Source organism: Nocardioides sp. (assembly GCF_035481145.1).
Taxonomy (GTDB): Bacteria; Actinomycetota; Actinomycetes; order Propionibacteriales; family Nocardioidaceae; genus Nocardioides.
Genome location: NZ_DATIHB010000117.1, coordinates 24,322 through 50,586, shown reverse-complemented (window position 1 = coordinate 50,586; position 26,265 = coordinate 24,322). Strand labels below are relative to the sequence as shown.

Sequence of the window (26,265 nt, the reverse complement as noted above, 5' to 3'; positions counted from 1 at the left end):
GCCGTCGAGGCGGGCCAGGAACGTCGCGTTGGAGGCCGCCGTGAGCCGCCCTTCGAGGACGAGCCCGGCTGCCGCTCCCTCAGGCACGTCGCTTGAAGCCGTTGGCGCGGACGCAGAGATGGCCCACCGGGTCAATCGGCTCACCGCAGAACGGACAGTCGGGCCGGCCGGCCGACACGACCTTCAGGGCGCGTGCCACGAAGGCACGGGCCGAGGCCGCCGGGAGTCGTACGACGAGGACCTCGCTCGCAGCCTCCGGATCGTCCTCGTCGGGAGTGTCGACCGGGTAGACCTCGATGACGATGCGCTCGTCGTCGGTGTCCCACGACAGCGTCATCGTGCCGGCTCGGAACTGCTCGTCGATCGGCTGCTCCAGCGGCCCGTCGTCGGCGAGATCCAGGGGTGCGACCGCTGGGATGAGGATGTCGGTGTCCGCGTGCATGAGCTCGTCTAGAAGCTCGTCGACGCGCTGCGCGAGGACCGTCACCTGCTGCTTCTCCAGGGCGACGCTGACGACGTGCCGACCGGACCGGGCCTGCAGGAAGAAGGTGCGCTGCCCGGGCGAGCCGACGGTGCCGGCCACGAAGCGCTCAGGCGGATCGAACGAGTGCATCACCGGGTCCATGCCGCCCAGCCTAGGACCCGTGCGGAGAGGTCGTCGGGCCTGCTCCCCCACCGACATCGGCGTCATCCGGCCGGGCAACGGGGGCCTTGAGCCAGGCCAGGTCGCCGGCGTGGGTGTTCATCGCCAGCACGGTCGGTCGAGTGCTGCCGTAGCGCACGATCGAGACCGAGCCCGGGTCGACGTGGATCCGCTGGAAGAGGTCGAAGTCCAGCCCGAGGGCATCTGCTAGTGCGGCCTTGATCGGGTCGCCGTGGCTCACCGCAACCCAGACTGCGCCCGCGCCGTGCTCGGCCTCGACGGCGGCATCGTGCGCGCGGAGAGCCCCCGCGATGCGGGCGGCCATGTCGCCGAGGCACTCGCCCTCCGGGAAGGTCGCCTGCGACGGCGTCGACTGCACGGTCTTCCACAGCGGCTCGTCGAGCAACTCCTTGATCGTGCGGCCCTGCCACCCGCCGTACCCGACCTCCTGCAGGGCGGCATCGACGGTGACCTCGAGGCCGGTGGCCGCGGCGATCGGCGCGGCCGTCTGCAGGCATCGCTCGAGCGGACTGGCGGCGAGGGCGACCGGCCCGGCAGCGGCGATCCGGTCGGCGACCGCATCCGCCTGGGTGCGGCCCACCTCGTCGAGGTGCACACCCGGCGTGCGGCCGGCCAGGACTCCGGAGGTGTTCGCCGTGCTCCGGCCGTGCCGCACGAGGATCACTGTTGCCATGTCGGCGAGCCTAGCCGGGGCTAGTGTCGAGTCGTGATCGTCGACAGTGCCCTCTACCGCGACGGCGTCCGCGTGCCGCTGGACTGCACGATCGACGACCTCAGCCGGCTACGCGCCGAGTGCGACGAGACGAACGAGTTCGTCTGGATCGGTCTGCACGAGCCCACCGAGGCCGAGCTCGAGCGGGTGGCCGCGATCTTCAACCTCCACCCCCTCGCCGTCGAGGACGCGCTGATGGCGCACCAACGGCCGAAGCTCGAGCGCTACCCCGACTCGACGTTCCTCGTGCTCAAGACGCTCTGGTACGTCGACGAGACCGACGCCGTCGAGACGGGCGAGATCAATGTCTTCACGGGTCGCGACTTCGTCGTCACCGTCCGTCACGGCAAGGGCGCCGAGCTGCACACCGCGAGGCTGATGCTCGAGCAGCGGGCGGCCGTCCTCAGCCACGGCCCCTCGGCGGTGTCGTACGCCGTGTGCGACCGTGTCGTCGACGAGTACCTCAAGGTGGCGGGCGAGCTCGAGATCGACGTCGACGAGGTCGAGGCGTCGGTCTTCTCCGAGGAGGAGACCGACGAGACCGAGCGCATCTACATCCTCAAGCGCGAGCTCGCGGAGGTGCGCCGAGCGGTGCTGCCGCTCCGGGAGCCGATGAACCGGGCGGCGACCGGTGCTGTGGCGGGCATGCCCATGGACGCTGCGCCGTACTTCCGTGATGTCGCGGACCACCTCGGCAGGGTGGCGGAGGCGATCGACACCCTCGACTCGTTGCTGTCGTCCGCCTTCGAGGCACAGACCGCGCGCATCTCGCTGCAGCTGTCGAAGGTCTCCGCGCAGCAGAACGAGGACATGCGCAAGATCTCCGCCGGCGCCGCCCTGGTCCTCGTACCGACTCTCATCGCGGGCATCTACGGCATGAACTTCGACCACATGCCGGAGCTGCACTGGTTCTTCGGCTATCCCTTCGCCCTGGTGTTGATGGCGGGTGTCTCGCTCTACCTCTACCTGCGGTTCAAGCGCTCCGGCTGGCTCTGACGCCGACGGATCACGCGGTGAGGCGATAGCCCGCCGTCAGCAACACGAGGACGCCGGTGCCGAGCACGACGCGGTAGATCACGAATGGCAGGTACGACCGCGTGGAGACGTACCGGAGCAGCCAGGCGATCGCGGCGTAGCCCACGACGAAGGAGACCACCGTGGCGGTGATCGTCGGTCCCCACCCGTAGGTGTTGTCGTTGGCGCCGATCTCCTTGAGCTCGAAGAGGCCGGCTCCGATCACCGCGGGGATCGCCAGCAGGAAGGCGTAGCGGGTCGCCGCTGCGCGCTCGTAGCCGAGGAAGCGGCCCATCGAGATGGTCGCGCCGCTGCGGGAGACGCCGGGGATGAGTGCGCACGCCTGGGCGAGCCCCATCAGCACACCGTCGCGAAGGGTGAGGTGGCGGATCTCCTTGCTGCTGGAGCTCACGCGATCTGCGATGCCGAGCACGATGCCGAGCACGATCAGGGTGGTGCCCACGACCCAGAGGTTGCGGAAGTGCGTCTCGATGACGTCCTTGAGCACGATGCCGAGGAGGACGATCGGCAGCGAGCCGACGATGATGAACCAGCCCATCCGGGCGTCGAGGGTCCCGCGTAGCTGCGGCTGCCACAGTGACCGCAGCCAGGCGCTGCCGATGCGCCAGATGTCCTTCCAGAAGTAGATCAGGACCGCCAGCTCCGTGCCGATCTGGATGACCGCCGTGAACGCGGCGCCCGGATCGCCCCACCCGAAGAGCTCCGGGAAGATCCGCAGGTGGGCCGAGCTCGAGATCGGGAGGAACTCGGTCAGGCCCTGCAGGATGCCGAGGAAGATCGCCTTGAGGAAGTCCAGCACGCCGCGAAGCCTACGAGAGGCCGAGCGCGACCGCGGCGGCGACACCCGCGACCCCGACCATCGTGAGCGCCGCGCCGGCGAGCAGGCACCGCCAGGGCGAGGGCCCGTCGCCGCGGGGTGGCGCGGGGTCGGCGGCGACGAACGCGCGCACCCGTCGCCGTCGCTCGTAAGCCTGTGCCTCGGCCAGCTCCCGGACGCTCACCATGTGGCCGACCGTACGCCGAGCGGCGGCGTGGCGCGCGCGGGCGCCCGCGCCCCTGTGGATACCGTTTGTGCATGCAGCAGCGCACGTTGGGCTCCACCGGGCTCCAGGTCTCCCGCCTCGGTCTCGGCACGCTCACGTGGGGCCGCGACACCGACGAGTACGAAGCCCGCGAGATGCTCACGTCGTTCGTCGCCGCCGGTGGCTCGCTGCTCGACACTGCCGCCGGCTATGGCGACGGCGCCTCGGAGGAGCTGATCGGCTCGCTGCTCGGCGACGCCGTCTCCCGCGACGACGTCGTGATCGCCACGAAGGCCGGCATCTCCCGTCGCCGCGGCGAGCGGGAGACCAACGTGTCACGTGGCCGGCTGATCGCGGAGCTCGATGCGTCCCTGCGGCGCCTCGGGGTCGACCACGTCGACCTGTGGCAGGTGCACACCTGGGTCGACGAGACCCCGCTCGAGGAGACCCTCTCGGCCCTCGACTACGCCGTCACGACCGGCCGCGCGTCGTACGTCGGCGTCTCCAACTACACCGGCTGGCAGACCGCGCAGGCCGCGACCTGGCAGCGTGCTGTCCCCGGGCGGGCCACGCTCGCCTCCACCCAAGTCGAGTACTCGCTGCTCAACCGCGCCGTCGAGGCCGAGATCGTCCCGGCCGCGCAGGCACTCGGCCTCGGGCTGCTCCCCTGGTCGCCGCTGGGCCGTGGTGTGCTCACTGGCAAGTACCGCACCGGGACGCCCGCCGACTCCCGTGCGGCGTCCTCGCACTTCTCCGGCTTCGTCGGCGCCTACCTCAACGAGCGCTCCCAGCGGATCGTCGAAGCGGTCTGCCGGGCCGCCGATGGTCTGGGCTGGACCCCGATCGAGGTCGCCCTCACGTGGGTACGGGACCGGCCCGGGGTGGCCTCCCCGATCGTCGGAGCCCGCACCGCCGCCCAGCTCAAGGCGGCGCTCGGCACCGACGAGCTGGTCCTGCCGCCCGCGATCACCGACGCACTGGACGACGTCTCAGGAGAGTGACTGATGGCCGCAGCCGCACGCAGGGCACTCAAGCCCGGACTCGAGTGGGAGTTCGACCAGCACGTCCTGCCGCGTGAGGCGAGCCGTTCAGCGGTCACGCGCTACCTCGTCGACCTCGCCGAGACAGGCGGCTGGGAGCTCGCCCGCCTCGCCATCGGCAACGACGGTGTACGCCGGATCGTGGTGAAGCGGAAGATCATCCGCCAGCAGCGCCAGCTCTACTTCCTGCCGGTCTGAGGGGCGCTCCAGCTGAGTAGCACTGCTGTCGCGACCGGCATGCGCCCGCGTACACGCTGACGACATGAGGATCTTGAGCACGTCGGTGGCGCTGGCCGTCTTCTCCGCAGCGATGTGGTTCGCCTGGCTGGGCTGGGACCACGAGTACTACCTCGTCGACGGCTACCCCCAGGGGCCGTACCGGGCCTGGCAGGTCATCGGTGCGGGGGCAACGGTCGTGGCCGGAGCGGTGGTCGCCTACGCCGTCGTGCGCCGTGCGTGGGCGATCGTGCCGCTTGCTGCTGCCGGAGCACTGGGCTTTGCGATCCCGTGGTCGATCGACGCCGCGCAGACCGACGACAGCGGCCTGTGGGTGGTGGGCCTGATCCTGCTGCTCGGCGGAGCCGGCGCGGGCCTGCTGGTGGTGCTGGCGATCGCGACGGCGGTCTTCCGCCCGCGTGCTGTGGCACGGCCCGGGGCCTGAACGCCCCGTCCTGCGCCAGGCCTGCTCACCTCAGGCGTGATCGAGGAACCGGTCGAAGACCCGGGCACCGAACTCCAGCCCGTCGACCGGAACCCGCTCGTCGACACCGTGGAAGAGCGCGGTGAAGTCGAGCTCAGCAGGCAGCCGCAGCGGGGCGAACCCGTAGCAGCGCATCCCGAGCTTGCGGAAGTGCTTCGCGTCGGTGCCACCGCTCATCAGATACGGCGCGACGAGGGCATCGGGATCCTCGGCCAGCAGCGAACTCTCCATCGCGCGCACCAGCCCTCCGTCGTACGGCGTCTCCCAGGGCTGCTGGTGGGAGACGAACTCCCAGTCGATGTCCGGCCCGCAGAGCTGGCGGAGGGTCTCGAAGAACTCGTCCTCGAAGCCGGGCAGGAACCTGCCGTCGACGTGGGCCGCCGCGTGGCCGGGCACGACGTTGACCTTGTAGCCAGCGTCGAACATCGTGGGGTTCGCAGTGTTGCGGATCACCGCGCCCAGCATCCGGGCTGCTCCGCCGAACTCCTCGACCAGCGCCTCGGCGTTCGCCGGAGTGGCCGGGACACCCGCGACCTCGCCGACCGCCCCGAGGAGGACCTCCATGGTCGGGGTGAGCCGGACCGGCCACTCGTGCGTGCCGATGCGGGCGACAGCACCGGCGAGCGCGGTGACAGCGTTGTCGTGGTTGATCATCGAGCCGTGCCCGGCGCGGCCGTTCGCAGTGAGCCGCATCCAGGCCATGCCCTTCTCGGCCGCCTCGATCAGGTACATCCGCTGGCCGCGGACGGTGGTCGAGAAGCCACCGACCTCGCCGACCGCCTCGGTGCAGTCGGCGACGAGGTCGGGGTGGTTCTCGACCAGCCACTGCGCGCCGAGGTGCCCTCCGGCCTCCTCGTCGGCGGTCATCGCCAGCACGATCGGCCGGGCCGGCAGTTGCCCCGCCCGCGCCCGTGCCCGGATCACCGAGAGCGCCATCGCGTCGAAGTCCTTCATGTCGACTGCGCCGCGGCCCCAGAGGTAGCCGTCCTGGATCTCTCCGCTGAGGGGGTGGACGGTCCAGTCGTGTGCATCGGCCGGGACGACGTCGAGGTGGCCGTGGACCAGCAGCGGCTCGCCCGGTCCGTCGCCGATCCGCGCGACGAGCGTGGTCCGGCCGGGACGGGATTCGACGAGCGTCGACGCGATGCCGACGTCGTCGAGGAGGGCGGCGACGTGCTCCGCTGCCTTCCGCTCCCCCGGACCCTGGTCCGTGCCGTCGTTGGTGGAGTCGATCCGGATCAGGTCGCGGCAGATCTCGACGACCTCCGCGGCCGGGTCGTAGGACGCGCTCGGCTGCTCAGCGATGGACATGGGGCCATCCTGACACGGGTACCTGCGACCCATGAGCGCCGAAGACGAGGGCCTCGCGCCCGACCCCCGTACCAACCACAAGCCCGACACCCATCTGCGTCGATGGGGTGCCGTCTACCTGCTGGTGCTGCTCTTCCTCGGGTCCTGGACCGGGCAGTTCTTCACCGAGCTCGCGTCATTCCGCAGCGAGCAGCACTCCCACGACGAACCGTTCGTGTGGAGCGACTTCCTGATGACCTTCGGCCAGAGCACGCTGGAGAACTGGCAGAGCGAGTGGCTCCAGCTGGTCTTCCAGGCGATCCTGCTGCTGGGCGCCAAGCACCTGATCTTCCGCGTCGATGCGGAGGACATGGAGCGCCTCGAGGCGAAGGTCGACGAGATCAACCGCCGCCTCGGAGGCGATCCCGGTCAGAATCCCTGACGGATCCGCTTCAACGTCTGGGCGGTGACGAGGGCAGCGGAGGTGGCCTCCCAGCCCTTGTCCTCCTTCGAGCCCTCGAGCCCGGCCCGGTCCAGTGCCTGCTCGTCGTTGTCGGTCGTGAGCACGCCGAAGCCGACCGGGACGCCGGTGTCGAGCGCCACGCGGGTCAGGCCGTCAGTCGCGGCGTTGCAGACGAAGTCGAAGTGAGGTGTGCCGCCACGGATCACGACACCAAACGCGACGACCGCGTCGTACCCCTTGAGCGCGAGCTCGCGGGCGACGATCGGCAGCTCGAAGGCGCCGGGGACGCGGACGACGGTCGCGTCGGTGACCTGGTACGCCTCGAGGCAGCGCTGCGCGCCGGCGAGCAGGCCCTCCATCACCTGCTCGTGCCAGGTGCCCGCGACGATCGCGACCCGGAGGTCAGAAGCGTCCGTGGGTGCTGCCGTGGGTGCGCCGGCGCCGCTCATGAGTTGCCCTCCAGGGTGTCCAGGTCGATGGTGTGGCCCATGCGCTCTGCCTTGGTGCGGAGGTAGGCCACGTTGTTCTCGTTGACGTGCGTGTCGAGCGCGACGCGCTCGGCGACCGCGATGCCGAAGTCGGCGAGGCTGGTGCACTTGTCGGGGTTGTTGGTGATCAGCCGTACGTCGGTGACGCCGAGGTCGCGCAGGATCTGGGTCGCTGCGCCGTAGTGGCGTGCATCGGCCGGCAGGCCGAGATCGAGGTTGGCGTCGACGGTGTCGCGGCCGTTCTCCTGGAGCTGGTAGGCCTGCAGCTTCGCAGCGAGGCCGATGCCACGGCCCTCATGCCCGCGCAGGTAGACCACGATCCCCGTGCCCTCCGCGACGACCTTCTGCAGCGACTCCTCGAGCTGGGGGCCGCAGTCGCAGCGCTCGGAGCCGAAGACGTCCCCAGTGAGGCACTCGCTGTGCACGCGCGTCAGGACCGGCTCGCCCGCGGCGACCGCAGCTGCGATGTCCCCGCGGACCAGAGCCATGTGCTCGCTGCCGTCGACGGTGACCCTGTAGCCGAACGCCTGGAACTCGCCGTGCTTCGTGGGCAGACGGGTCTCGGCGACCCGCTCGATGAGCACCTCGGTGCGACGCCGGTGGCGGACCAGGTCCTCGATCGAGATCATGCAGATGCCGTGCTCATCGGCGAACTCACGCAGCTCCTGCGCGCGCTTCATCGTGCCGTCGTCGTTGACGACCTCGACGAGGACACCGACTGGCGTGAGACCGGCGAGGCGGGCGAGGTCGACCGCAGCCTCGGTGTGGCCCCGGCGGACCAGCACGCCGCCCTCGCGGTAGCGCAGCGGGAAGACGTGACCGGGACGGGTCAGCTCCCACGGCTCGGTGGCGGAGTCGGCGAGCACCTTGACGGTGCGCGCACGGTCGGCCGCCGAGATGCCGGTCGTCGTGCCGTCACGGGCGTCCACCGAGATCGTGTACGCCGTGCGGTACGCGTCCTTGTTGTGCGGCGTCATCAGCGGGATCTCGAGGCGGTCGAGCATCTCGGCCGGCATCGGGGCACAGATCACGCCGCTGGAGTGGCGGATCGTCCACGCCATCAGCTCGGGAGTCGCCTTCGACGCGGCGAAGATGATGTCGCCCTCGTTCTCGCGGCCCTCGTCGTCGACGACGATGACGGCCTTGCCCGCTGCGATGTCGGCGATCGCCTGCTCGACGTCGTCGAGGCGGACGCCGCCGTGCTGGGCCTCGCCGGGCTGCGGGGCGTTGGGGTCCTGAACGGTCGTCACTGGTCCTGCTCCTTCATGAGCTTCTGCAAGTAGCCGCTGGTCAGCAGCTTCTCGACGTGCTTGGCGATGACGTCGGCCTCGAGGTTGACCCGGTCGCCCGGCTGGCGGCGACCCATCGTCGTACGGGCGAGGGTCTCGGGGATGAGGCTGACGGTGAACGTGTCGTCGTCGCGGGCCTCGACGACCGTGAGGCTGACACCGTCGATGGTGATCGAGCCCTTGTCGACGAGGTAGCGCCCCATGCCCGCAGGTGCCTGGAGCTCGACGAGCTCCCAGTGCTCGCTGGGGGTGCGCGCGACGACTTCGCCGACTCCGTCGACGTGGCCCTGGACGACGTGGCCGCCGAGGCGCTTGTCGGCGGTGACCGCGCGCTCGAGGTTGACCTCGTCGCCGACCTCGAGGTCACCGACGGAGGTCTTGTCGAGCGACTCCTGCATGACGTCGGCGGTCCACAGGTCGGGGGCTCCCCCGGTGGTCGAGCTCGTCGAGACGACGGTGAGGCAACAGCCGTTGACCGCGATCGAGTCGCCCAGGCCGGTGCCCTCGAGCACCGTGCTGGCGCGGATGGTGAGCCGGATCGCGTCGTCGAGCCGCTCGATCGCCTCGACGGTGCCGAGCTCCTCGATGATGCCGGTGAACATCAGTCCTCCTCGTGCGTGGCCAGACCGCGGAGCGGCGTGCCCAGGGTGGTCAGGGTGAGGCGGACGCAGGTGTCCTCGCCGTCTGCCTCGATGACGGCGACGTCGGTGACCCGCAGGTGCGCCGCGTCGCTGATGGTGTGAATGCCGAGGTCGTCGACGGCATTCCGTCCGGCGCCGAGCAGCACTGGAGCGACGTACGTGACGACCTCGTCGACGAGCCCGGCCTTCCAGAACGCTGCAGCGAGCGTCGGACCGCCTTCGAGGAAGACGTGGCGGCGCTCCTTGGCGAAGAGCTGGGCGAGTGCCTCGGCAGGGTCGTGCGTGCGCAGGTGCATGGTGCCGGCCGAGCCGTCGAAGACCCGCGAGCGGGCCGGCAGGTCGCGCAGGCCCATGACCGCGCGGAGCGGCTGCTCGGCAAGGGGTTCGTCGGACGCGTCGCGGACGGTGAGCTGCGGGTCGTCGAGCTCGACGGTGTTGGTGCCGACCAGCATGGTGTCGGCGAGGCCCCGGAGCCGATGGGTGTCGATCCGCGCGGCACGGCTGGTGATCCACTTGCTCGTGCCGTCGGCAGCAGCGCTCCGGCCGTCGAGCGACGTCGCGAACTTCCAGGTGACGAACGGACGCTGGTGGGCGAGGGCGAAGGACCAGACCCGGTTCAGCGCGTGCGACTGCGCCTCCATGAGTCCGTGCTCGACCTCGATGCCGGCGTCACGGAGGGTCTCCGCTCCTCCGGCGGCTTCGGGATTGGGATCGGACTGTGCGAAGACGACGCGGGCCACCCCGGCACCGATGAGTGCCTGGGCACACGGTCCGGTGCGGCCGGTGTGGTTGCACGGCTCGAGGGTGACGACGGCGGTGGCGCCGGCGAGGTCGATGCCCCGCTCCTGCGCGGCGGCGATGGCGGCCGCCTCGGCGTGAGCCGTGCCGGCTCCGCGGTGGAAGCCTTCGACGAGGGTGGTCCCGTCGGGAGCCAGGACGACGCAGCCCACCCGCGGGTTGGGCCCGAGCGGTACGCCGGGGGTCGCGGCCAGCTCGAGCGCACGCAGCATCGCGTCGTGCTCAGCGGCAGTGAAGGCCATGGCGCTCTCTCTGTGTCCGGTCGCGGACTCCAGGGGCTGCCGGTGCGGGCCTGGTCACCTGCGGTGCGCGTCGTGCGCGAGCCGGGTGAGCGGGCGTCGTACCGCGTGCGCTTTCCATCCGGACTCTGACCGTCGGTTGAGGAGTCTCACCTCATCAACCGGCCGCTGGCTGCGGCCGGGTCGCGGACTTCTGACGCCTCACCTGGTGGTAGGGCTCCAGTCACCGCCGGTGCGGAATTTCACCGCCCCCAGTGCACGCGAGTGTTCAACTCGTCGGCACAATCCTTGCACATGGCTGACGTCTCAACCACGTGGGGTGCGCCATGCGGGCGACCGGGAATCCCGGTCAGGGGATCGCCGGAACCGGTCAGGCGCGGGCAGCCTCGGCCTTTGCGCGCAGGTCCTTGACCATGGCGTCGGGGTCGGCGGCGCTGTAGACGGCCGAGCCGGCCACGAAGACGTCGGCCCCCGCCTCGGCGCAGCGCTCGATCGTCTCGAGGGACACGCCGCCGTCGACCTGGAGCCAGGTCTCGACGCCGTGCTTCTCCATGAGCGCGCGCGTACGGCGGATCTTCGGCAGGCAGAGGTCGAGGAACTTCTGGCCGCCGAATCCGGGCTCCACGGTCATGATCAGCACCATGTCGAGCTCGGCGAGCATGTCCTCGTAGGGCTCGATCGGCGTGGCCGGCTTGAGCGCCATCGACGCGCGCGCACCCTGCTTGCGGATCTCACGTGCCAGCCGCACCGGAGCTGCCGCAGCCTCCACGTGGAAGGTGACCGACGCGCAGCCCGCCTCCGCGTACGCCGGAGCCCAGCGGTCGGGGTCCGCGATCATCAGGTGCGCGTCGAACGGGAGGTCGGTGTGCGAGCGCAGCGACTCGACCACCGGGAGGCCGAGCGTGAGGTTGGGGACGAAGTGGTTGTCCATGACGTCGATGTGCACCATGTCGGCGCTGCCGATGCGACGTACTTCGGCGCCGAGGTTCGCCAGGTCGGCGTTGAGGATCGACGGGGTGATCTGCATGCACGTGGCCACGGGCCGCAGTCTAGGTCCTTCCACAGGCGCTCCTGTGCGCTGAATCGGCAGCGGACCCACCGGGTAGTCACAGGCATGACGAATGGATTCGGCGTGCGGCCCGACGACCTGCCCGAGACCGCCACCGCCCTCGCGGCTGCCGGTGCACAGCTCGAGGCCCTTGACGTGCCCCTGCTCCCGGACGCCGGCCGGTCCAGCGACGAGGTGGCGGCCGCGGTGCGGCAGCTGGTCGACGAAGCGGTCTCGCTCGGTGAGGAGCTGACCCAGCTCGGTGCTGCGTTCGAGGCCGCCGCCCAGTCGTACGCCGCCGCAGACGATGCCGTCGCCGTGTCGCTGCTCGGCTGGGGCGACTGATGGCCGACTGGTGGCCCACCGATCTCCACGGAGACCCCCGTGCGTGCGGTGTCCTCGCAGCCTGGTTGCGCCAGGTGGCGACCGACGTCGTCGACGCCGCGCGTCGGGTCACCCGGGTGCTGCCGACTCCGATGTGGACCGGCACCGCGCGCGACGCCGCCGCGCTCCGCGTCGCGTCGGAGGTCGCGTCCGCGCACGAGGTCGCGCAGCGCATGCAGCAGCTCGCCCGGGGTCTGGGCGACCTCGGCGAAGTGCTTGGCCGCGTGGCAGCCGGTCTGGCTGGCGCACGCGACCAAGCGCTCGCCGACGGACTCGCGATGACGGGAGACGGCTTCACCGCGGCGTCCCACCATCCCGCAGCGCACGCGGTCCGGGCTGCCCGAGCCGACGAGCTCCGGGCGCACCAGGAGCTGGCAGGCGTGCTCCGGACGGTCACGGAAGGCGAGATGGCCGAGCGACTGCTGACCGCGATTCTCGACGGCGTTCTCCATCGACCCGACCCCGAGGCTGACCTGCTCGGGCAGACCTCGTGGCTCGTCGGGCTCCCCGGCGCGGCCGATGTGCTGAGCGACAAGGCGAAGGCTCGACTCGGCGCCGCCCGGGCGGCTCGGTTGGCGAAGGCGCTGGGGTCAGAGAATCCTCAGGTCGTCGGCGCCGCCGCAGCGGTGACGCGAGCCGGTCCGGTGGTGAGCCGCGCGGCGAAGGCGGCCGGGCCGGTGGGCACGGCGCTCAGCGTTGCCACCGCGGGCCAGGGCCAGTGGCAGGCGGATGCCGACGATACGCGCCTGTCGACCTCTGATCGGGTGGGCCGCACCGCCGTGAGGGCCACTCTCGAAGGTGGCACGGCGATCGCAGGTGCCCTCGCGCTCGGGCAGCCCATGGCCGCCCTCGGCACGGCGATCTGCCCCGGCGTCGGGACGGTGGTCCTGGGTGGGGTCGGTGCGGCGGTGGGAGGCTTCCTGGCCAGCGAGGCCGGTCGGGCTTCAATCGATGCGGCGGTCGAGGGTGTGGACGAGGCTCTCGACCTTGCCGGTGATGCAGCTTCTACCGTGGGTGAGGCTGTGTCGGGTGCCGTGGACGCAGTCGACGATGCCGGTGAAGCGGTGGGTGACGCGATCGGCTCCGCCGTAGACAAGATCTGCTCCTGGGACTGATGCGTCCGGTGCGAGCCGACGTCGCTGGGGGTGCCTAGCCCTCGTCGGCCGGTGCCGACTCCCCGGCCGCCTCGTCGCGGTCGGCCCACTCCAGCAAGGGGGCGATCGACCACGGGTGGTCGTCGATGGCCTCGTGCAGGTCACCGAGCTCGGCGAATCGCGCCGGCATCGTCTCGATGGTGAAGTCGTCGGGCTCGCACTCCGGGATCTCGTCCCACGTCACGGGTGCGGACACGCGTGCGTTCGGCACACCTCGCACGGAGTACGCCGAGGCGATCGTGTGGTCGCGGGTGTTCTGGTTGTAGTCGATGAAGAGCTGCGCGGGGTCACGGTCCTTGCGCCACCACGCGGTCGTCACCATGCCGGAGGCACGACGTTCGACCTCGCGCGCGAACGCATGGGCTGCGCGGCGTACCTCCCGGAAGCCGTGCTCGGGAGGGATGCGGACGTAGACGTGGACGCCACTGCCGCCGCTGGTCTTGGGGAAGCCGACCACACCGAGCTCGTCGAGGACCTCGTGCACGACCGCCGCTGTGCGCTGGACGGTGGCCCAGTCGCACGCCGGGCCGGGGTCGAGGTCGATGCGCCACTCGTCGGGCTTCTCCGTGTCGGTCCGCCGGCTGTTCCACGGGTGGAACTCGACGGTTGACATCTGCACGGCCCAGATCACCGACCCCAGCTCCGTCACGCAGAGCTCATCCGCCGTGCGCCCCCAGCGGGGGAAGAAGAGCTCGACCGTCTCGACCCACGGCGGAGCCCCGGCCGGAAGGCGCTTCTGGTGGACCTTCTCCCCCGACAGGCCCTTCGGGAAGCGGTGCAGCATGCAGGGCCGCTCCCGGAGCGCGTTGACGATGCCGGGGCCGACGCTGAGGTAGTAGTCGACCAGGTCCAGCTTCGTGGCGCCCGTCTCCGGGAAGTAGACGCGGTCGGGGTTGGTGACCTTGACGGTCCGGAGCTCCCCGTCACCGTCGGTGGGCGGGACCTCGATCTCCACGAACGGGCTGGCCATGGCCCGAGCATAGGTGCGTTCGGCGAGCCTCCGGGTCAGCCGCGGCGGAGCACCGCGAGGTACATCGCGTCGCAGCCGTCGCGGTGCGGCCAGAGCTGCTCGGTCCGCTCGACGGCGACGTCGCCGCGAACAGCGACAACGCTGTCGACGACGCCACGGGTCTCTGCGAGCACGGGCGAGCAGGTCGCGTAGACCACGACCCCGCCGGGACGCACACCGTCGAGGGCGGTGTGGAGCAGTGCGCGCTGCAGCGGGACGAGCTCCTCGACCTCGGGGGGCGTCTTGCGCCAACGCGCCTCGGGGCGACGGCGCAGCGCGCCGAGTCCTGAGCAGGGCGCGTCGACGAGGACCCGGTCGAACGTGCCGGCGGCCCAGGCAGGACGCGTGCCGTCACCCGTGATGACGCCGGCCACGCCCGCGCGGGCGGCGCGCACGCCTTCGGCGACCAGCCGCGCACGATGGTGCTGGCGCTCGTTGGCCAGCACGAGAGCGCCCCGCTGGGCCGCGACCGCAGCGAGGAGAGCGGACTTCCCGCCAGGGCCCGAGCAGAGATCGAGCCACAGCTCATCGCGTCCGTCGAGCGGCACGGCGGCCAGCGCAAGGGCCACCCGCTGCGAGCCCTCGTCCTGCACGCCCGCCCGGCCCTCGGCCACTGCCGGGATCACCGACGGGTCGCCCCCCGCGAGCTCCACGGCGTACGGCGAGCGCCCGGTGGGCTCGCCTCCGGCGAGGATCAGCTCGTCGAGGGTCGCGAGACCGGGGCGGGCCACCAGCATGACCTTGGGCGCGACGTTGTCGGCGGCGAGCAGGGCGTCGAGCTCGGCGCGCACGTCGTCGGGTTTCGTCGCTGCGACAGCCTCGGCGAGGGCATCGACCACCCAGAGGGGGTGGGAGTGGGCGAACGCCGCGAACTCGTGGACCTTCGCCGGGGCGAGCAGGCGGACCCACTCCTCCAGCGGCTTCTCCCCCACCCGCCGCAGCACGGCGTTGGTGAAGCCGGCGGGGCCTTGCCCGATGGTGCTGCGCACGAGGTCCACCGTGGTCGAGATCGCTGCGTGGTCCGGCACGCGCATCGCGAGCAGCTGGTGGACGCCGAGGCGCAGGGCATCGAGGACCTTCGCCTCGATGCGTGCGAGCGGCCGGTCGGCGCAGGCACCGATGATGACGTCGTACGTGCCCTGGCGGCGGATCGTGCCGCTGGCCAGCTCGGTCGTGAACGCCGCGTCACGCCCGTCCAGGGAGTACTTGCGGAGCACCTGGGGCAGCAGGAGGTTCGTGAAGGCACCTTCCACGCGGACCGCCGTCAGCACGTCGTAAGCCGCTCGCCGTGTCGGGTCGGCGCTGGGCCGCGGCTTCGGCGGTCGCCCACCGGACTGCGGGGCGGGACGGCGCGCGCCCTTGCGACGGGGATCAGCCATGGCCGCGCTCCTCGAGGAATTCCTTGCGGAGGCGTGCGGGCGCGACGGCGAGCCAGGCGTCCTCGATGATCTCGGTCAGCTCGTCGAGAGCGATCTCGCCGAGTCGGGACTCCTGGACCAGCACCGCGTTGTAGCCCCGGAAGTGCGGGACGGTGAAGAACGGCAGCCGGTCGTCATCGACGAGGGCCGCCTTGTCGGACTCCGAGCCGGTCCGGATCACCAGCAGGTCGTCGAACGGCTCACCGCTCGCCGGGTCGATCGCCGTGGCGCCGGGCGCCCGGTAGAGCAGGAAGCCCCGGCCCTTCGGCCCTGCCGGCACCTTGTACGTCGGCCGGTCACCCCAGCTGGTGCCCAGCTCGACCTCGGGGAGGGCGCGGCAGATCCCGTCGATGTCGTCGGGCGTGGCAGGGCGGCTCATCGTCACTCGAAGCACGCGTCGGACGGGAAGCCCTGGATGCCACGCGCCCAGTCGGCGGCAGCCATCTGCTTCTTGCCGAACGCCTTGACCTCACCGAGCTTGACGACCGTCGAGCTCGTGCCGACGTAGACGGCGTTCTTGGTGATCTCGAGCTGGCCGGGCGCCAGGTCGGAGCTCGCGCCGATGGTGACGGGTCCGATCTTGATCCGCTCGTCCTGGAAGGTGGTCCACGCGCCCGGGAACGGGCTACAGGCCCGGATCCGGCGGTCGACGCCGACGGCGGGCTCGCTCCAGACGATCCTCGCGTCGTCGACCTGGATCTTCGGGGCGTAGGAGAGCAGGCCGTCGGTCACCTGCTCGCGCGCCTCGAGCTGACCCGACTCGATGCCGCTGATCGTCTGGACGAGTAGCTGGGCGCCACCCTCCGCGAGGCGGTCGAGCAGGTCGCCCGCGGTGTCGGTCGCACGGATCCGCTCGGTCATCATCCCGAACGTCGGCCCGGCGTCGAGCTCCTTGACGATCCGGAACGTCGTCGCGCCGGTGATCTCGTCGCCAGCCCAGATCGAGCGCTGCACCGGAGCGGCGCCACGCCACGCCGGAAGGAGCGAGAAGTGCAGGTTGACCCACCCGTGGCGCGGGATGTCGAGCGCGCTCTGGGGCAGCAGTGCGCCGTAGGCGACGACCGGACAGCAGTCGGGATCGAGCTCTGCGAGGGCCGCCTGGAACTCCGGGTCGCGCGGGTGCCCCGGCTTGAGGACCGGGATGCCCAGCTCCTCCGCGCGCACGGCGACCGGTGACGGCAGGAGCTTCCGTCCCCGGCCTGCCGGGGCGTCCGGGCGGGTGATGACGGCGACGACCTCGTGGGGTGACGTGGCGAGCGCGTCGAGGGACGGGACGGCGACCTCGGGGGTGCCGGCGAAGACCAGGCGCATGCTCAGAATCCGAATCCGTTGGTGCGGTGGGGCGACACCTTGATCTGCGGCTGCCCGGCGTCGCCGAACCACTCCGACTCGCGGATCTGGCGCATCGCGGCCTTGCGCGCATCGCTGTCGAGCTTGTCGATGAAGAGGACCCCGTCGAGGTGGTCGGTCTCGTGCTGGATCGCCCGGGCCAGGAGCTCAGAGCCATGGATCGTGAGTGGCTCGCCGTGCATGTCGAAGCCCTGGGCCACGACCGACATCGCACGCTTGCACTCGTAGGTCAGCTCGGGAAGGGAGAGGCACCCCTCGAGGCCGTCCTGGATCTCCTGGGAGAGCTCCAGCGTCGGGTTGATCAGGTGACCCACCTCGCCGTCGACGTACCAGGTGAAGACGCGGAGCGAGACGCCGATCTGCGGTGCTGCGAGACCGGCGCCCGGCGCCTCGAGCATGGTGTCGGTGAGGTCCTGGACGAGCCGCTTCAGCTCGCGGTCGAACGAGGTGACCTCGGTGGCGCGCTTGCGCAGCACGGGGTCTCCGAAGAGGCGGATCGGCTGGACAGCCACGGGACTCCTTCACTTGATGACGGGGAAGAGTCTAGAGAGGGGTCAGAGGGTGACGGGGTCCACCTGCACCCGCACGGGATCGAGCCGGCGCGCCGATCGGATCCGCTGGAGCTCGCTGAGGGCGTCGGTCAGCGCCGCGCCCGCCGCCCACGGGACGCGCAGCACCGTGCGCACCACGTCGTCGCCGTGCTCTACGGGGCCGAGCACCTCGGTGCCGGGTGGCAGCGAGAGCAGCGTCATCGCGTCATCGACGGCCCCGAGCGACCCGCTCAGGGTGGCGACCCGGCACGAGGGAGGCATGTGGGCCGAGGCGCGGTCAGCCAGCTCGCGCTCCGCATGACCGACCGGGTCCCACCGGACGAGGGCCTGCAGCGTGGGATCGGCCGCGTCGCCCACGGCGAGCACCCGGCCCCCGGACCGGGTCAGGGCGGCAGCCGTGGTCCAGCGACGGAGGGCCTCCTCGCGGACACGCAGGTCAGGCCTGGCGAGCATCAGCCAGGTGTCGAGCAGGACGACCGCTGCGTAGCCTTCCGGGGCGGGGGGCTCGGCGCCCGGCGTCGACACCACGATGGTGCGTGCGGCCGAGGGGGCCCGGTCGAGGATGCGGTCACCGCCTGACGTGATCACGCGCGCGCCGGGAAACGCCCTCCCCAGCTCTTCGGCGGTGCGCACCTCGCCCACGACGGGGGCACGCAGGCCGCGGTGGCCGCATGCGCCACACGCCCACGCCTGCTCGGACCGACCGCACCAGCGGCAGGTCGGTGGAGCCGTCGGTGACGCGAGCGCCAAGGGACCGGAGCACGTGCGGCAACGGGCAGGGGTGCGGCAGCGCTCGCAGGCGAGTGCTGCGGCATAGCCGCGACGAGGGGTCTGGACCAGGACCGGACCGTCCTCCAGCGCCCCACGCACGAGGTGGTGCACCTGCTGCGGCATCCGCGTCGTGCGCGCGAACGGATCGCGCTCGAGGTCGTGCTCGGTGGCACCGGCGACAGTGACCGAGAGCGCGGCCCGGAGGCTCTCGCGGGCCGGACTGAGCGAGCGGGCGAAGCCGGTGCGCACGAGGAGCTGGGCGTCAGGGGTCCGGCCCAGACCACCGATGAGGAGTGCGCACCCCTCGATCTCCGCACGCGTGCGCGCAACCTCACGGACGTGGGGGTACGGCGCGCGGGGCTCCTCGTGGGAGTCGTCACCGTCGTCCCACAGGAGGACCAGCCCGAGGTCACGGACAGGGGCGTAGGCAGCCGCGCGGGTGCCGACGACGACCGTGACCGCTCCACGCAGCACGGCGAGGAAGTCGCGATAGCGCTGGGCGGGGCCGGCGTCGGCCTGGAGCACGAGGTGGCGTGCCACGACCGGCGCCAGGGCGTCGGAGACCTGCTGGGCATCGCGCGCGTCGGGGACGATGACCAACGCGCCGCGACCGCTCGCCACGGTGCACGCGACCGCTGAGGCGACCTGGAGAACCCAGGTCGGCCGGCCGCGGTCGGTGCCGGGCGTCGCCGACCAGACGGCCCGCGGCGCTCCGCCCTGGGCGAGGCTGGAGACCAGGTCGACGCCGCCGAGGACGCTCCCCCACGGCTCGGTGAGGCGTGGATCGAGCGGACCGGACGTGGGCACGGTTGACTCACCAGGAGGCTCCTGCTCCACGGTCGCGTGGCGTGGCGGCACGGCCAGGCGCAGCAGATCGCCCCGGGACCCGGCGTAGCGCGCAGCGACGCGCGTGACCAGCTCGAGCACCTGGGGCTGGAGCACCGGGACCGGGCTCACCACGCGGCGCAGCGACTGCAGCCGGCCGTCGTGCTCGCTCGCCGCCGCCCGCTCGACGACGAAGCCATCCACGTCCTTGCCGGCGAAGCGGACCTTGACGCGGGCTCCTGAGACGGCGTCATCGGCCATCGACGCGGGAACGAGGTAGTCGAAGGTGCGGTCGAGGTGGGCGAGACCGGTGTCGACGAGCACGCGCGCCACCGGCTCGACCGAGGAGGCGGCCACGGGCGCGGAAGCCTTTGCGGCGCGGGTCTTCGCCGCCTTGACCTGCGCGCGCACGAGGCCGGGCACCAGCTCGGGCTGCTCCTCGGCGTCAGGCGTGCGGCTCACGGCAGAACTCTCCCAGACCACCCCGACACCGCAAACGGCTCCTCCACAGGATCGACAGCAGAGCGCCGCTCAGGTGCCGTAGGGCAAGGCGGAGCGAGGCAGGAGTCCGTGTGGGGAGCGGACTTCGACGAACGACAACGCCGCCCATGCGGCGCATGGGCGGCGTTGTGCGTCGATCAGACTCCCGCAGCAGCCTTCAGCGCGTCGGCGCGGTCGGTGCGCTCCCAGGTGAACTCGGGGAGCTCACGGCCGAAGTGACCGTAGGCGGCCGTCTTCGCGTAGATCGGACGACGCAGGTCGAGGTCGCGCAGGATGGCGGCCGGACGCAGGTCGAAGACCTCGAGCACGGCCTCCTGGATCTTCTCGTCCGGGACGACGCCGGTGCCGAAGGTCTCCACGAAGACGCCGACGGGGTGCGCCACGCCGATCGCGTAGGCGACCTGGACCTCGGCGCGGCGGGCCAGGCCCGCGGCGACGATGTTCTTCGCGACCCAGCGCATGGCGTAGGCGGCCGAACGGTCCACCTTCGACGGGTCCTTGCCCGAGAAGGCGCCACCACCGTGACGGGCCATGCCGCCGTAGGTGTCGACGATGATCTTGCGGCCGGTCAGGCCGGCGTCACCCATGGGGCCACCGATGACGAAGCGGCCGGTCGGGTTGATGTAGAGCTTGTGGCCCTCGGAGGGCACCGAGTCCTTGAACTGCTCGAGGACCGGCTCGATGACGTGGACGGTGATGTCCTTGGCCAGGGTCTCCTGGTCGACGTCCTCGGAGTGCTGCGTCGACAGCACGACGGCGTCGACGCGCACGGCGCGGTCGTCCTCGTCGTACTCGATGGTGACCTGGGTCTTGCCGTCGGGGCGGAGGTACGGCAGCGTGCCGTCCTTGCGCACCGCGGTGAGGCGCTCAGCGAGCGTCTGGGCCATCTTGATCGGGAGCGGGAAGAGCTCCGGGGTGTCGTCGCAGGCGTAGCCGAACATCAGGCCCTGGTCGCCGGCGCCCTGCTTGTCGAGCTCGTCACCGGAGCCGTCGACGCGCTCCTCGAAGGCGTCGTCGACACCCTGCGCGATGTCGGCCGACTGCGCGCCGATGGCGATCTGCACGCCACAGGAGTGACCGTCGAAGCCCTTCTCGGAGGCGTCGTAGCCGATCTCGAGGACCTTCTGGCGCACGAGCTGCGCGATCGGGGCGTACGTCGAGGTGGTGACCTCGCCCGCGACCATGACGAGACCCGTGGTGACGAGCGTCTCGACGGCCACACGACTCATCGGGTCGTCAGCCAGGAGCGCGTCGAGGATCGTGTCGCTGATCTGGTCAGCGATCTTGTCGGGGTGACCCTCGGTCACGGACTCCGAGGTGAAGAGGCGTCCAGCCACAGTCGTTCCACTCCCATGCATTGGTGTGATGTTGAACTCAACGATAGACGGCGCCTGCAGAGCCCCCGGCGTCCGTCTCAGCCGCGAAGGTTAGCGGCAACCTGGTCCCAGATGGCATGCGCCACGCTTGCCTTGCTCCCCCGCGGGACGTCGGCCCGGTGACCGGAGGCCGCGAGGATGACCGCCTCGTTGTCGGGGCTGCCGAAGACAGCGCCGCCCGAGACGTCGTTGACGACGAGCAGGTCGCACCCCTTGCGGGCGAGCTTCGCCGTGGCGAGCTCGAGGACCGACCCGGTCGCGTCGCCGGTCTCGGCGGCGAAGCCGACGATGACCTGGCCCTCCCGCAGGCGGTGCTGCGAGATCTCCTTGAGGATGTCGGGGTTCTGTTCCAGCGTGATCGTCGGCGCCGACCCGTCATCGGCCTTCTTGATCTTCGCGTCGCTGACGTCGGTCGGCCTGAAGTCGGCGGGGGCCGCCGCCATCACGACCGCATCGGCGGACGGAGCAGCGGCGAGCACCGCGTCGCGCAGCTGGGCGGTGGTCTCGACCCGCACGACCTTGACTCCGGCGGGATCGGGCAGTGTCACGTTGGCCGCCACGAGCGTGACCTCGGCGCCGCGGGCTGCCGCCGCGCGCGCCAGGGCGTAGCCCTGCAGGCCGCTCGAGCGGTTGCCCAGGAAGCGCACCGGGTCGAGGTACTCGCGCGTGCCGCCGGCGGAGACCAGGACGTGCCGGCCGGCGAGATCGGGCGCAACGGCCCCCCTCGACAGCACGTCGAGCGCAAGCTCGAAGATCTCGCTCGGCTCGGGAAGGCGGCCCTTGCCAGTGTCCTTGCCGGTCAGGCGGCCCTCGGCAGGCTCGATGACCACAGCGCCCCGTTCGCGCAGGGTGCGGACGTTGGCCTGTGTCGCCGGGTGCTCCCACATCTCGGTGTGCATCGCCGGGGCGAAGACCACCGGGCAGCGCGCCGTGAGCAGCGTGTTGGTCAGCAGGTCGTCAGCGAGCCCGTGGGCGGCCTTGGCCAGCAGGTCGGCGGTGGCCGGCGCGACCACGACCAGATCGGCGTGCTGGCCGATCTGGACGTGGGGCACTGCCTCGACGCGCGTCCACACGTCGGAAGCGACCGGCTTGCCCGAAAGGGCCGCCCAGGTGGGCGCCCCGACGAACTCGAGCGCCGCCGCCGTGGGAACGACGGTGACGTCGTGGCCGGACTCGGTGAAGCGCCGCAGCAGCTCGCAGGACTTGTACGCCGCGATGCCGCCGCTGACGCCGAGGACGACCCGCGGCGACATCGGTCTCAGCCTCGGATCACGCAGGCTCGGTGAACGAGCCGGCGTCGGCAGCCGCGGCCGCCTGCGCGGCCTCCTCGGCAGCGAGCTCGGCCGGGTCGATGTCCTCGCAGGTCAGCAGGTCGCTGTTGATCTCGCGGAGCGCGATCGAGAGCGGCTTCTCCTGGACGTGCGTGTCGACGAGCGGGCCGACGTACTCGAGCAGGCCCTCGCCGAGCTGCGAGTAGTAGGCGTTGATCTGCCGCGCACGCTTCGCGCTGTAGAGGACCAGCTTGTACTTCGAGTCGGTCTTCGTCAGCAGGTCGTCGATCGACGGGTTGGTGACACCCTCGCCGGTGGGAGCAGACACGTGGGAACGCCTTAAATTCGGGGATCAGGGGTGGTGCAGGAGCATGACGGCACGACGCCAGGTCAGGCTCGCATCAACTTTACCAACTCGGCGGCTGCCTCGTGAACTTCGTGGTTGACGATCGTCACGTCGAACTCCGCCTCGGCGGCCAGCTCGACCTTCGCCGTGGCCAGCCGGCGCTCGCGCTGCTCCTCGGTCTCGGTGCCGCGGCCGACCAGTCGACGGACGAGCTCGTCCCACGACGGAGGCGCCAGGAAGACGAGCAGAGCCTCGGGCATGTTGGCCCTCACCTGGCGCGCGCCTTGCAGGTCGATCTCCAGCATGGCGGGCCGGCCGGTGGCCAGGGCGGCCTCGACCGGCGAGCGCGGCGTGCCGTACTTCGCGTGGCCGTGGACGACGGCGTACTCCAGGAGGTCGCCCTCCTCGATCATCCGGTCGAACTCATCGTCGGTGACGAAGTGGTAGTGCTCGCCGTCGACCTCTCCGGGGCGCGGAGCGCGGGTCGTCGCGGAGACGGAGATCCAGACGTCCGGGTAGTCCTCGCGGACGGCCGCGGCGACGGTGCCCTTGCCGACCGCGGTCGGGCCTGCCAGGACGAGCAGGCGGGGGGTGCTCTCCGGCATCAGTCGCGGGTGAACTCGGCCTCGAGGGCCGCGACCTGCTTGGCGCCCAGACCACGCACACGGCGGCTCTCGGCGATCGCCAGCCGCTCCATGAGCTGGCGTGCCCGCACCTTGCCCAGACCGGGCATCGACTGCAGGAGGTCGACGACCTTCATCTTGCCGATGACCTCGTTGATCTGGCCCTCGCGGATCACGTCCATGATCGACGCGCCGGAGTTCTTCAGCCTGTTCTTGACCTCGGCGCGCTCACGGCGGGAGGCGGCGGCCTTGTCCAGGGCAGCCTGGCGTTGTTCCGGGGTCAGCTGGGGCAGGGCCACGTGTCAGGTCCTCGTGTCGGATCGGGAAGGCAGGCGGCCAATCTAGTCAGGTGATCCCGCGAGCGGCAACGCGGACCGGACAACTGGGCCGATCGGTGTCAGAAGAGAGGCGTGTGGCAGACGTCGCGGGCTTCCTGGTCGACGGCATGCGCCGCATCCTGGACGTCCGGGGACGCGAGCTTGAGGGCCGCCTGCTGCGTCGCCTTCTCGTCCTCGGCCTCGACCGCCTCATCGAGGTCCTGGATGGCTCGGACGAGGGTCCGCCACTCCCCCCGTACGTCGTCCGGGGCCTCGTCCGCCAGGTCGTGGAGGACCGGAAGCGCGTCGAGCAGGCCGTTCTCGGAGCCGCCCTCGTCGAGGGCCTTCCCGATCTTCGGCGCGGCCTCCTCGACGTGACCGCACCACTGGTCGCGCTCGCTGGAACACGCGTTGAGTGACAGACAGCCGACGAGTGCGCCGGCGACGAGGAGCCTCATCGGCGCGCCGTCACAGCAGCGCCGCGAACTGGTCGTTGGCGCGGGCGGCAGCGTCCCGAACTGCCTGCACCGACGGTCCGGCGCCGAGGATCTCGCGCGTCGAGGTCGGCACGACATTGCGAACAGCGGCCCCGAAGATCCGGCGTACGTCGTCAGCGGTGCCGCCCTGTGCGCCGATGCCGGGCACCAGCAAGGGGCCGTTGATGTCGAGGTTCTCGTCCGTGGAGCCGATCGTGGCGCCGACGACGGCACCGAACGAGCCGAGCGAGGCGGCACCCTCGTTGGCGGTACGCAGGCCGGCGAGCACCTCCCCTGCGATCGTGCCGCCGTCGGCGGTGCGGGCGTGCTGGAACCGCGGCGCCTCGGGGTTCGACGTCAGCGCGAGCGCGAAGACGCCGGCGCCGTGTCGTGCGGCGGTCTCGATCATCGGGGTGAGCGAGCCGAAGCCGAGGTACGGGCTCGCGGTGATCGCGTCCGAGGCGAGCGGGCTCGTGGGGTCGAGATAGGCGTCGGCGTAGGCCTGTGCCGTCGTGCCGATGTCACCGCGCTTGACGTCGAGGATCACCAGGCAGCCCGCCTCGCGGGTGGCGGCGATGACCTTCTCGAGCACCGCGACGCCGCGCGAGCCGTGCCGTTCGAAGAACGCCGACTGCGGCTTGATCGAGGAGACGACCGGAGCGAGTGCCTCGACGGCGGTCATCGCGAAGCGCTCGCAGCCGTCGGCCGTGTCCGGAAGGCCCCAGGCGGCCAGGAGCGAGGCGTGCGGATCGATGCCGGGACAGAGCGGTCCTCGCTCGTCCATCGCCGTGCGCAGGCGGGCGCCGAAGGGGCTGGCGGTGGGGCTGTCGGTGCGGGTGGTCATCAGGGCTGCTCCTCGAGCTCGGCGGTGATGCGGGCGAGTGTGGACGGGTCGTGCAGCAGTGCGGAGCCGACCTGGACGGTGCCGGCACCGGCGGCCGCGAAGGCGCGGACGTCGGCGGCCGTGGTGACTCCTCCGACACCGACGATCGGGAACTCAGGCAGCTCCGCGCGGACCGTGCGGACGGCTCGCAGGGCGACGGGCCGGACGGCGGGACCGGACAGCTCAGCCGGCGTGCCGTTGTCGAGGGCCGCAGGGAGCGCTCCGCCGACGACGAGGGCGTCGCAGCCGACCTCGGCGACGGCGCGGGCGACGGCCGGCAGGCGGCGTACGTCGGAGCAGAGCTTGACGTGGAGGGCGAGGTTGTCGGGCAGCACGTCGAGGACGGCGCGCACGGCCTCGGTGGCGCCCCGTGGTGACGAGGCGTCGTGGAGCCGCAGGGAGGCCGGGTCGTCGACGGCGAGGTTCAGCTCGATGCCGGTGAGGCCGGGGGCGGTCGCCAGACGGCGTACGACGGCAGCGATGTCCGCCGGCGTCGATCCGGTGACGGACGCCCACGTGGGGACACCCTGCTGGGCGAGCCAGGGCAGCTCATGGGTCAGGAAGCGGTCCACGCCCGGGTTCTGCAGCTGGTGCGCGCGGACCAGTCCACCGCGCGACTCGGCGATCCGCAGTCGGCTCCCCCGCCGGGGGTCGAGCGTGAGGGTGCGCGTGACGAAGCCGGCGAGCCTGGCCAGGTCGGCGTACGGCGCCAGCTCACGGCCGGTGCCGCCACAGCCGGCGGCGACGTGCAGAGGGAGGCTCACAGCAGCCCCCACTGGATCCGGTCACCCCGGAAGACCGGGCCCTCGGCGCAGGCGCGCACGCGGTGCGCGATGGCGTCCTCGCCCACCGCGGGGACGATGCAGTCGTGGCAGAGTCCGGTGCCGCACGCCTGCGGGACCTCGAGCGCCACCTGGCTCCAGGCGCCGTGCTGCTCGGAGATCCCGGCGACCGCGTGCAGTGTCGTCGCGGGACCGGCGGCATAGACGACGGACGGTTCCGCGCGCTGCAGGACGCCGGGCAGGGCCTGCGCGACGCTCCCCTGGGCGCCCATCGAACCGTCAGCGGTGACCACGGTGACCGCGCGGGCCGAGCGGCGTACGTCGAGTCCGTCGATCACCTCGGCTGCGGTGTCGCCTGCGAGCAGGAAGGTGACGGGGCAGCCGCGCTCGACCAGGCGCTCGGCGAGCGGGAAGAGCGACGCGGCGGCGTAGCCCTCGCCGACCAGGACGCAGGCGACAGCCTCCTTGGGCTGCGCGAAGGGACGCCCGAGCGGCCCGATCAGGTCCACCGGCGCCCCCGCCGGTAGGCCGGCGAGCCAGCTGCCCGCGATGCCGGCTGGCTGCACGACCACGTCGATGGTGGCGCCGTGGGCGCTCGAGGAACGCACGCGATGCACCCAGTAGCTGCGGCGCAGCAGCCGCGCGTCGCCGGCCCCGGAGCCGCTGAGCGCGATGCTGACGAAGTTGCCCGGTCGGAAGCTCTCCACGACGCCGGGCGCGGCGAGCGTGACGTGCTGGAACGCACCGATCCGCTCACTCGCCCGGACCTCCGCGGTCGCCTGCACAGTCATCGGGTGCC

At 71.4% G+C, this 26,265-nt stretch carries 32 protein-coding genes and 1 riboswitch; of the genes, 7 read left to right on the top strand and 25 right to left on the bottom strand.

Annotation, left to right across the window (positions count from 1 at the left end; translation table 11 throughout):
• Nucleotides 1–79 precede the first annotated feature (79 nt).
• Both VLF38_RS09900 and VLF38_RS09895 read right to left on the bottom strand, forming a co-directional pair.
• Complete coding sequence (locus VLF38_RS09900; RefSeq protein WP_325271099.1) at nucleotides 80–625, bottom strand: DUF3090 domain-containing protein; 546 nt, start codon at nucleotides 623–625, stop codon at nucleotides 80–82.
• 10 nt (nucleotides 626–635) lie between these two features.
• Complete coding sequence (locus VLF38_RS09895) at nucleotides 636–1,337, bottom strand: MSMEG_4193 family putative phosphomutase (RefSeq protein ID WP_325271098.1); 702 nt, start codon at nucleotides 1,335–1,337, stop codon at nucleotides 636–638.
• Nucleotides 1,338–1,370: 33 nt separating this feature from the next.
• Here VLF38_RS09895 and corA point away from each other — a divergent pair, with 33 nt between their 5' ends.
• Entirely contained in the window at nucleotides 1,371–2,372 is a 1,002-nt protein-coding gene (gene corA / locus VLF38_RS09890) for a magnesium/cobalt transporter CorA (RefSeq protein ID WP_325271097.1), read from the top strand.
• Nucleotides 2,373–2,382: 10 nt separating this feature from the next.
• Here corA and VLF38_RS09885 read toward each other — a convergent pair whose 3' ends face one another.
• Both VLF38_RS09885 and VLF38_RS09880 read right to left on the bottom strand, forming a co-directional pair.
• A complete protein-coding gene (locus VLF38_RS09885) occupies nucleotides 2,383–3,207 on the bottom strand; it encodes an undecaprenyl-diphosphate phosphatase (RefSeq protein ID WP_414689380.1) in 825 nt (274 codons plus the stop codon).
• 13 nt (nucleotides 3,208–3,220) lie between these two features.
• Nucleotides 3,221–3,415: a hypothetical protein gene (locus tag VLF38_RS09880; RefSeq protein WP_325271095.1), complete on the bottom strand. Its 195-nt coding sequence runs from the start codon at nucleotides 3,413–3,415 to the stop codon at nucleotides 3,221–3,223.
• A gap of 71 nt (nucleotides 3,416–3,486) precedes the next feature.
• On the opposite strand from VLF38_RS09880, the gene VLF38_RS09875 reads away from it, so the two are divergent.
• The 3 genes from VLF38_RS09875 to VLF38_RS09865 all read left to right on the top strand — a co-directional run bounded on the left by VLF38_RS09875 (nucleotide 3,487) and on the right by VLF38_RS09865 (nucleotide 5,134).
• Nucleotides 3,487–4,434, top strand: coding sequence for an aldo/keto reductase (locus VLF38_RS09875; RefSeq protein ID WP_325271094.1), 948 nt, complete (start codon nucleotides 3,487–3,489; stop codon nucleotides 4,432–4,434).
• 3 nt (nucleotides 4,435–4,437) lie between these two features.
• Entirely contained in the window at nucleotides 4,438–4,671 is a 234-nt protein-coding gene (locus tag VLF38_RS09870; protein WP_325271093.1) for a DUF5703 family protein, read from the top strand.
• A 64-nt stretch (nucleotides 4,672–4,735) separates the two neighbouring features.
• Entirely contained in the window at nucleotides 4,736–5,134 is a 399-nt protein-coding gene (locus VLF38_RS09865) for a hypothetical protein (RefSeq protein ID WP_325271092.1), read from the top strand.
• 30 nt (nucleotides 5,135–5,164) lie between these two features.
• On the opposite strand, the gene VLF38_RS09860 is transcribed toward VLF38_RS09865, so the two are convergent.
• Nucleotides 5,165–6,484 carry a M20/M25/M40 family metallo-hydrolase gene (locus VLF38_RS09860; RefSeq protein WP_325271091.1) on the bottom strand — a complete coding sequence of 440 codons (1,320 nt, stop codon included), beginning with the start codon at nucleotides 6,482–6,484 and terminating at the stop codon, nucleotides 5,165–5,167.
• Between the two features lie 31 nt (nucleotides 6,485–6,515).
• On the opposite strand from VLF38_RS09860, the gene VLF38_RS09855 reads away from it, so the two are divergent.
• On the top strand, nucleotides 6,516–6,905 hold the full coding sequence (locus VLF38_RS09855) for a DUF6766 family protein (protein WP_325271090.1): 390 nt from the start codon (nucleotides 6,516–6,518) through the stop codon (nucleotides 6,903–6,905).
• Here the strand turns inward: VLF38_RS09855 and ribH are convergent.
• The 5 genes from ribH to rpe form a co-directional block, all read right to left on the bottom strand.
• Nucleotides 6,893–7,375, bottom strand: a complete 483-nt coding sequence (ribH, locus tag VLF38_RS09850) for a 6,7-dimethyl-8-ribityllumazine synthase (protein WP_325271089.1) — start codon at nucleotides 7,373–7,375, stop codon at nucleotides 6,893–6,895. The genes VLF38_RS09855 and ribH overlap by 13 nt on opposite strands.
• The gene (locus VLF38_RS09845; protein ID WP_325271088.1) at nucleotides 7,372–8,664 is read right to left on the bottom strand and encodes a bifunctional 3,4-dihydroxy-2-butanone-4-phosphate synthase/GTP cyclohydrolase II; all 1,293 of its coding nucleotides are present in this window, start codon (nucleotides 8,662–8,664) and stop codon (nucleotides 7,372–7,374) included. The genes ribH and VLF38_RS09845 overlap by 4 nt, the downstream gene beginning before the upstream one ends.
• On the bottom strand, nucleotides 8,661–9,305 hold the full coding sequence (locus VLF38_RS09840; RefSeq protein ID WP_325271087.1) for a riboflavin synthase: 645 nt from the start codon (nucleotides 9,303–9,305) through the stop codon (nucleotides 8,661–8,663). Before VLF38_RS09840 ends, VLF38_RS09845 begins: the two co-directional genes overlap by 4 nt.
• Nucleotides 9,305–10,384, bottom strand: coding sequence for a bifunctional diaminohydroxyphosphoribosylaminopyrimidine deaminase/5-amino-6-(5-phosphoribosylamino)uracil reductase RibD (ribD, locus tag VLF38_RS09835; RefSeq protein ID WP_325271086.1), 1,080 nt, complete (start codon nucleotides 10,382–10,384; stop codon nucleotides 9,305–9,307). The genes VLF38_RS09840 and ribD overlap by 1 nt, the downstream gene beginning before the upstream one ends.
• Before the next feature lie 101 nt (nucleotides 10,385–10,485).
• Nucleotides 10,486–10,645: riboswitch (FMN riboswitch) on the bottom strand.
• A gap of 106 nt (nucleotides 10,646–10,751) precedes the next feature.
• Nucleotides 10,752–11,408, bottom strand: coding sequence for a ribulose-phosphate 3-epimerase (gene rpe / locus VLF38_RS09830; protein ID WP_325271100.1), 657 nt, complete (start codon nucleotides 11,406–11,408; stop codon nucleotides 10,752–10,754).
• Between the two features lie 87 nt (nucleotides 11,409–11,495).
• On the opposite strand from rpe, the gene VLF38_RS09825 reads away from it, so the two are divergent.
• Both VLF38_RS09825 and VLF38_RS09820 read left to right on the top strand, forming a co-directional pair.
• A complete protein-coding gene (locus VLF38_RS09825) occupies nucleotides 11,496–11,774 on the top strand; it encodes a hypothetical protein (protein WP_325271085.1) in 279 nt (92 codons plus the stop codon).
• On the top strand, nucleotides 11,774–12,928 hold the full coding sequence (locus VLF38_RS09820) for a hypothetical protein (protein WP_325271084.1): 1,155 nt from the start codon (nucleotides 11,774–11,776) through the stop codon (nucleotides 12,926–12,928). The genes VLF38_RS09825 and VLF38_RS09820 overlap by 1 nt, the downstream gene beginning before the upstream one ends.
• A gap of 34 nt (nucleotides 12,929–12,962) precedes the next feature.
• Here VLF38_RS09820 and ligD read toward each other — a convergent pair whose 3' ends face one another.
• From ligD to VLF38_RS09745, 15 genes are all read right to left on the bottom strand, one after another.
• Entirely contained in the window at nucleotides 12,963–13,937 is a 975-nt protein-coding gene (ligD, locus tag VLF38_RS09815; RefSeq protein WP_325271083.1) for a non-homologous end-joining DNA ligase, read from the bottom strand.
• Between the two features lie 35 nt (nucleotides 13,938–13,972).
• Nucleotides 13,973–15,355, bottom strand: a complete 1,383-nt coding sequence (locus VLF38_RS09810) for an RsmB/NOP family class I SAM-dependent RNA methyltransferase (RefSeq protein WP_325271082.1) — start codon at nucleotides 15,353–15,355, stop codon at nucleotides 13,973–13,975.
• Entirely contained in the window at nucleotides 15,348–15,773 is a 426-nt protein-coding gene (locus VLF38_RS09805) for a hypothetical protein (protein WP_325271081.1), read from the bottom strand. The genes VLF38_RS09810 and VLF38_RS09805 overlap by 8 nt, the downstream gene beginning before the upstream one ends.
• Before the next feature lie 2 nt (nucleotides 15,774–15,775).
• Nucleotides 15,776–16,705: a methionyl-tRNA formyltransferase gene (fmt, locus tag VLF38_RS09800; RefSeq protein ID WP_325271080.1), complete on the bottom strand. Its 930-nt coding sequence runs from the start codon at nucleotides 16,703–16,705 to the stop codon at nucleotides 15,776–15,778.
• 2 nt (nucleotides 16,706–16,707) lie between these two features.
• Nucleotides 16,708–17,256 carry a peptide deformylase gene (gene def / locus VLF38_RS09795; RefSeq protein WP_325271079.1) on the bottom strand — a complete coding sequence of 183 codons (549 nt, stop codon included), beginning with the start codon at nucleotides 17,254–17,256 and terminating at the stop codon, nucleotides 16,708–16,710.
• Nucleotides 17,257–17,298: 42 nt separating this feature from the next.
• Nucleotides 17,299–19,353, bottom strand: a complete 2,055-nt coding sequence (locus tag VLF38_RS09790) for a primosomal protein N' (protein WP_325271078.1) — start codon at nucleotides 19,351–19,353, stop codon at nucleotides 17,299–17,301.
• Between the two features lie 176 nt (nucleotides 19,354–19,529).
• Entirely contained in the window at nucleotides 19,530–20,729 is a 1,200-nt protein-coding gene (gene metK, locus VLF38_RS09785) for a methionine adenosyltransferase (RefSeq protein ID WP_325271077.1), read from the bottom strand.
• Nucleotides 20,730–20,806: 77 nt separating this feature from the next.
• The gene (gene coaBC, locus VLF38_RS09780; RefSeq protein WP_325271076.1) at nucleotides 20,807–22,021 is read right to left on the bottom strand and encodes a bifunctional phosphopantothenoylcysteine decarboxylase/phosphopantothenate--cysteine ligase CoaBC; all 1,215 of its coding nucleotides are present in this window, start codon (nucleotides 22,019–22,021) and stop codon (nucleotides 20,807–20,809) included.
• Between the two features lie 16 nt (nucleotides 22,022–22,037).
• Nucleotides 22,038–22,367 (bottom strand): DNA-directed RNA polymerase subunit omega, encoded by a 330-nt coding sequence (gene rpoZ, locus VLF38_RS09775; RefSeq protein WP_325271075.1) that lies wholly within the window; start codon nucleotides 22,365–22,367, stop codon nucleotides 22,038–22,040.
• A 62-nt stretch (nucleotides 22,368–22,429) separates the two neighbouring features.
• Nucleotides 22,430–22,990: a guanylate kinase gene (gmk, locus tag VLF38_RS09770; protein ID WP_325271074.1), complete on the bottom strand. Its 561-nt coding sequence runs from the start codon at nucleotides 22,988–22,990 to the stop codon at nucleotides 22,430–22,432.
• A complete protein-coding gene (mihF, locus tag VLF38_RS09765; protein WP_325271073.1) occupies nucleotides 22,990–23,307 on the bottom strand; it encodes an integration host factor, actinobacterial type in 318 nt (105 codons plus the stop codon). The genes gmk and mihF overlap by 1 nt, the downstream gene beginning before the upstream one ends.
• Nucleotides 23,308–23,405: 98 nt before the next feature.
• On the bottom strand, nucleotides 23,406–23,783 hold the full coding sequence (locus tag VLF38_RS09760; RefSeq protein ID WP_325271072.1) for a hypothetical protein: 378 nt from the start codon (nucleotides 23,781–23,783) through the stop codon (nucleotides 23,406–23,408).
• Between the two features lie 10 nt (nucleotides 23,784–23,793).
• Entirely contained in the window at nucleotides 23,794–24,645 is an 852-nt protein-coding gene (gene pyrF / locus VLF38_RS09755) for an orotidine-5'-phosphate decarboxylase (protein WP_325271071.1), read from the bottom strand.
• Nucleotides 24,645–25,448 carry a tRNA-dihydrouridine synthase gene (locus VLF38_RS09750; protein WP_325271070.1) on the bottom strand — a complete coding sequence of 268 codons (804 nt, stop codon included), beginning with the start codon at nucleotides 25,446–25,448 and terminating at the stop codon, nucleotides 24,645–24,647. Before VLF38_RS09750 ends, pyrF begins: the two co-directional genes overlap by 1 nt.
• Complete coding sequence (locus VLF38_RS09745) at nucleotides 25,445–26,257, bottom strand: hypothetical protein (protein ID WP_325271069.1); 813 nt, start codon at nucleotides 26,255–26,257, stop codon at nucleotides 25,445–25,447. The genes VLF38_RS09750 and VLF38_RS09745 overlap by 4 nt, the downstream gene beginning before the upstream one ends.
• Nucleotides 26,258–26,265 lie beyond the last annotated feature (8 nt).

Excerpts from the sequence above, each read along its gene's own strand:
- VLF38_RS09900 (WP_325271099.1), bottom strand. The coding sequence starts at position 625 with ATGGACCCGGTGATGCACTCGTTCGATCCGCCTGAGCGCTTCGTGGCC.
- VLF38_RS09895 (WP_325271098.1), bottom strand. The coding sequence starts at position 1,337 with ATGGCAACAGTGATCCTCGTGCGGCACGGCCGGAGCACGGCGAACACC.
- VLF38_RS09880 (WP_325271095.1), bottom strand. The coding sequence starts at position 3,415 with ATGGTGAGCGTCCGGGAGCTGGCCGAGGCACAGGCTTACGAGCGACGG.
- VLF38_RS09875 (WP_325271094.1), top strand. The coding sequence starts at position 3,487 with ATGCAGCAGCGCACGTTGGGCTCCACCGGGCTCCAGGTCTCCCGCCTC.
- VLF38_RS09870 (WP_325271093.1), top strand. The coding sequence starts at position 4,438 with ATGGCCGCAGCCGCACGCAGGGCACTCAAGCCCGGACTCGAGTGGGAG.
- VLF38_RS09865 (WP_325271092.1), top strand. The coding sequence starts at position 4,736 with ATGAGGATCTTGAGCACGTCGGTGGCGCTGGCCGTCTTCTCCGCAGCG.
- VLF38_RS09860 (WP_325271091.1), bottom strand. The coding sequence starts at position 6,484 with ATGTCCATCGCTGAGCAGCCGAGCGCGTCCTACGACCCGGCCGCGGAG.
- VLF38_RS09855 (WP_325271090.1), top strand. The coding sequence starts at position 6,516 with ATGAGCGCCGAAGACGAGGGCCTCGCGCCCGACCCCCGTACCAACCAC.
- ribH (WP_325271089.1), bottom strand. The coding sequence starts at position 7,375 with ATGAGCGGCGCCGGCGCACCCACGGCAGCACCCACGGACGCTTCTGAC.
- VLF38_RS09840 (WP_325271087.1), bottom strand. The coding sequence starts at position 9,305 with ATGTTCACCGGCATCATCGAGGAGCTCGGCACCGTCGAGGCGATCGAG.
- ribD (WP_325271086.1), bottom strand. The coding sequence starts at position 10,384 with ATGGCCTTCACTGCCGCTGAGCACGACGCGATGCTGCGTGCGCTCGAG.
- rpe (WP_325271100.1), bottom strand. The coding sequence starts at position 11,408 with ATGCAGATCACCCCGTCGATCCTCAACGCCGACCTGGCGAACCTCGGC.
- VLF38_RS09825 (WP_325271085.1), top strand. The coding sequence starts at position 11,496 with ATGACGAATGGATTCGGCGTGCGGCCCGACGACCTGCCCGAGACCGCC.
- VLF38_RS09820 (WP_325271084.1), top strand. The coding sequence starts at position 11,774 with ATGGCCGACTGGTGGCCCACCGATCTCCACGGAGACCCCCGTGCGTGC.
- ligD (WP_325271083.1), bottom strand. The coding sequence starts at position 13,937 with ATGGCCAGCCCGTTCGTGGAGATCGAGGTCCCGCCCACCGACGGTGAC.
- VLF38_RS09810 (WP_325271082.1), bottom strand. The coding sequence starts at position 15,355 with ATGGCTGATCCCCGTCGCAAGGGCGCGCGCCGTCCCGCCCCGCAGTCC.
- VLF38_RS09805 (WP_325271081.1), bottom strand. The coding sequence starts at position 15,773 with ATGAGCCGCCCTGCCACGCCCGACGACATCGACGGGATCTGCCGCGCC.
- fmt (WP_325271080.1), bottom strand. The coding sequence starts at position 16,705 with ATGCGCCTGGTCTTCGCCGGCACCCCCGAGGTCGCCGTCCCGTCCCTC.
- coaBC (WP_325271076.1), bottom strand. The coding sequence starts at position 22,021 with ATGTCGCCGCGGGTCGTCCTCGGCGTCAGCGGCGGCATCGCGGCGTAC.
- gmk (WP_325271074.1), bottom strand. The coding sequence starts at position 22,990 with ATGCCGGAGAGCACCCCCCGCCTGCTCGTCCTGGCAGGCCCGACCGCG.
- VLF38_RS09760 (WP_325271072.1), bottom strand. The coding sequence starts at position 23,783 with ATGAGGCTCCTCGTCGCCGGCGCACTCGTCGGCTGTCTGTCACTCAAC.
- pyrF (WP_325271071.1), bottom strand. The coding sequence starts at position 24,645 with ATGACCACCCGCACCGACAGCCCCACCGCCAGCCCCTTCGGCGCCCGC.
- VLF38_RS09745 (WP_325271069.1), bottom strand. The coding sequence starts at position 26,257 with ATGACTGTGCAGGCGACCGCGGAGGTCCGGGCGAGTGAGCGGATCGGT.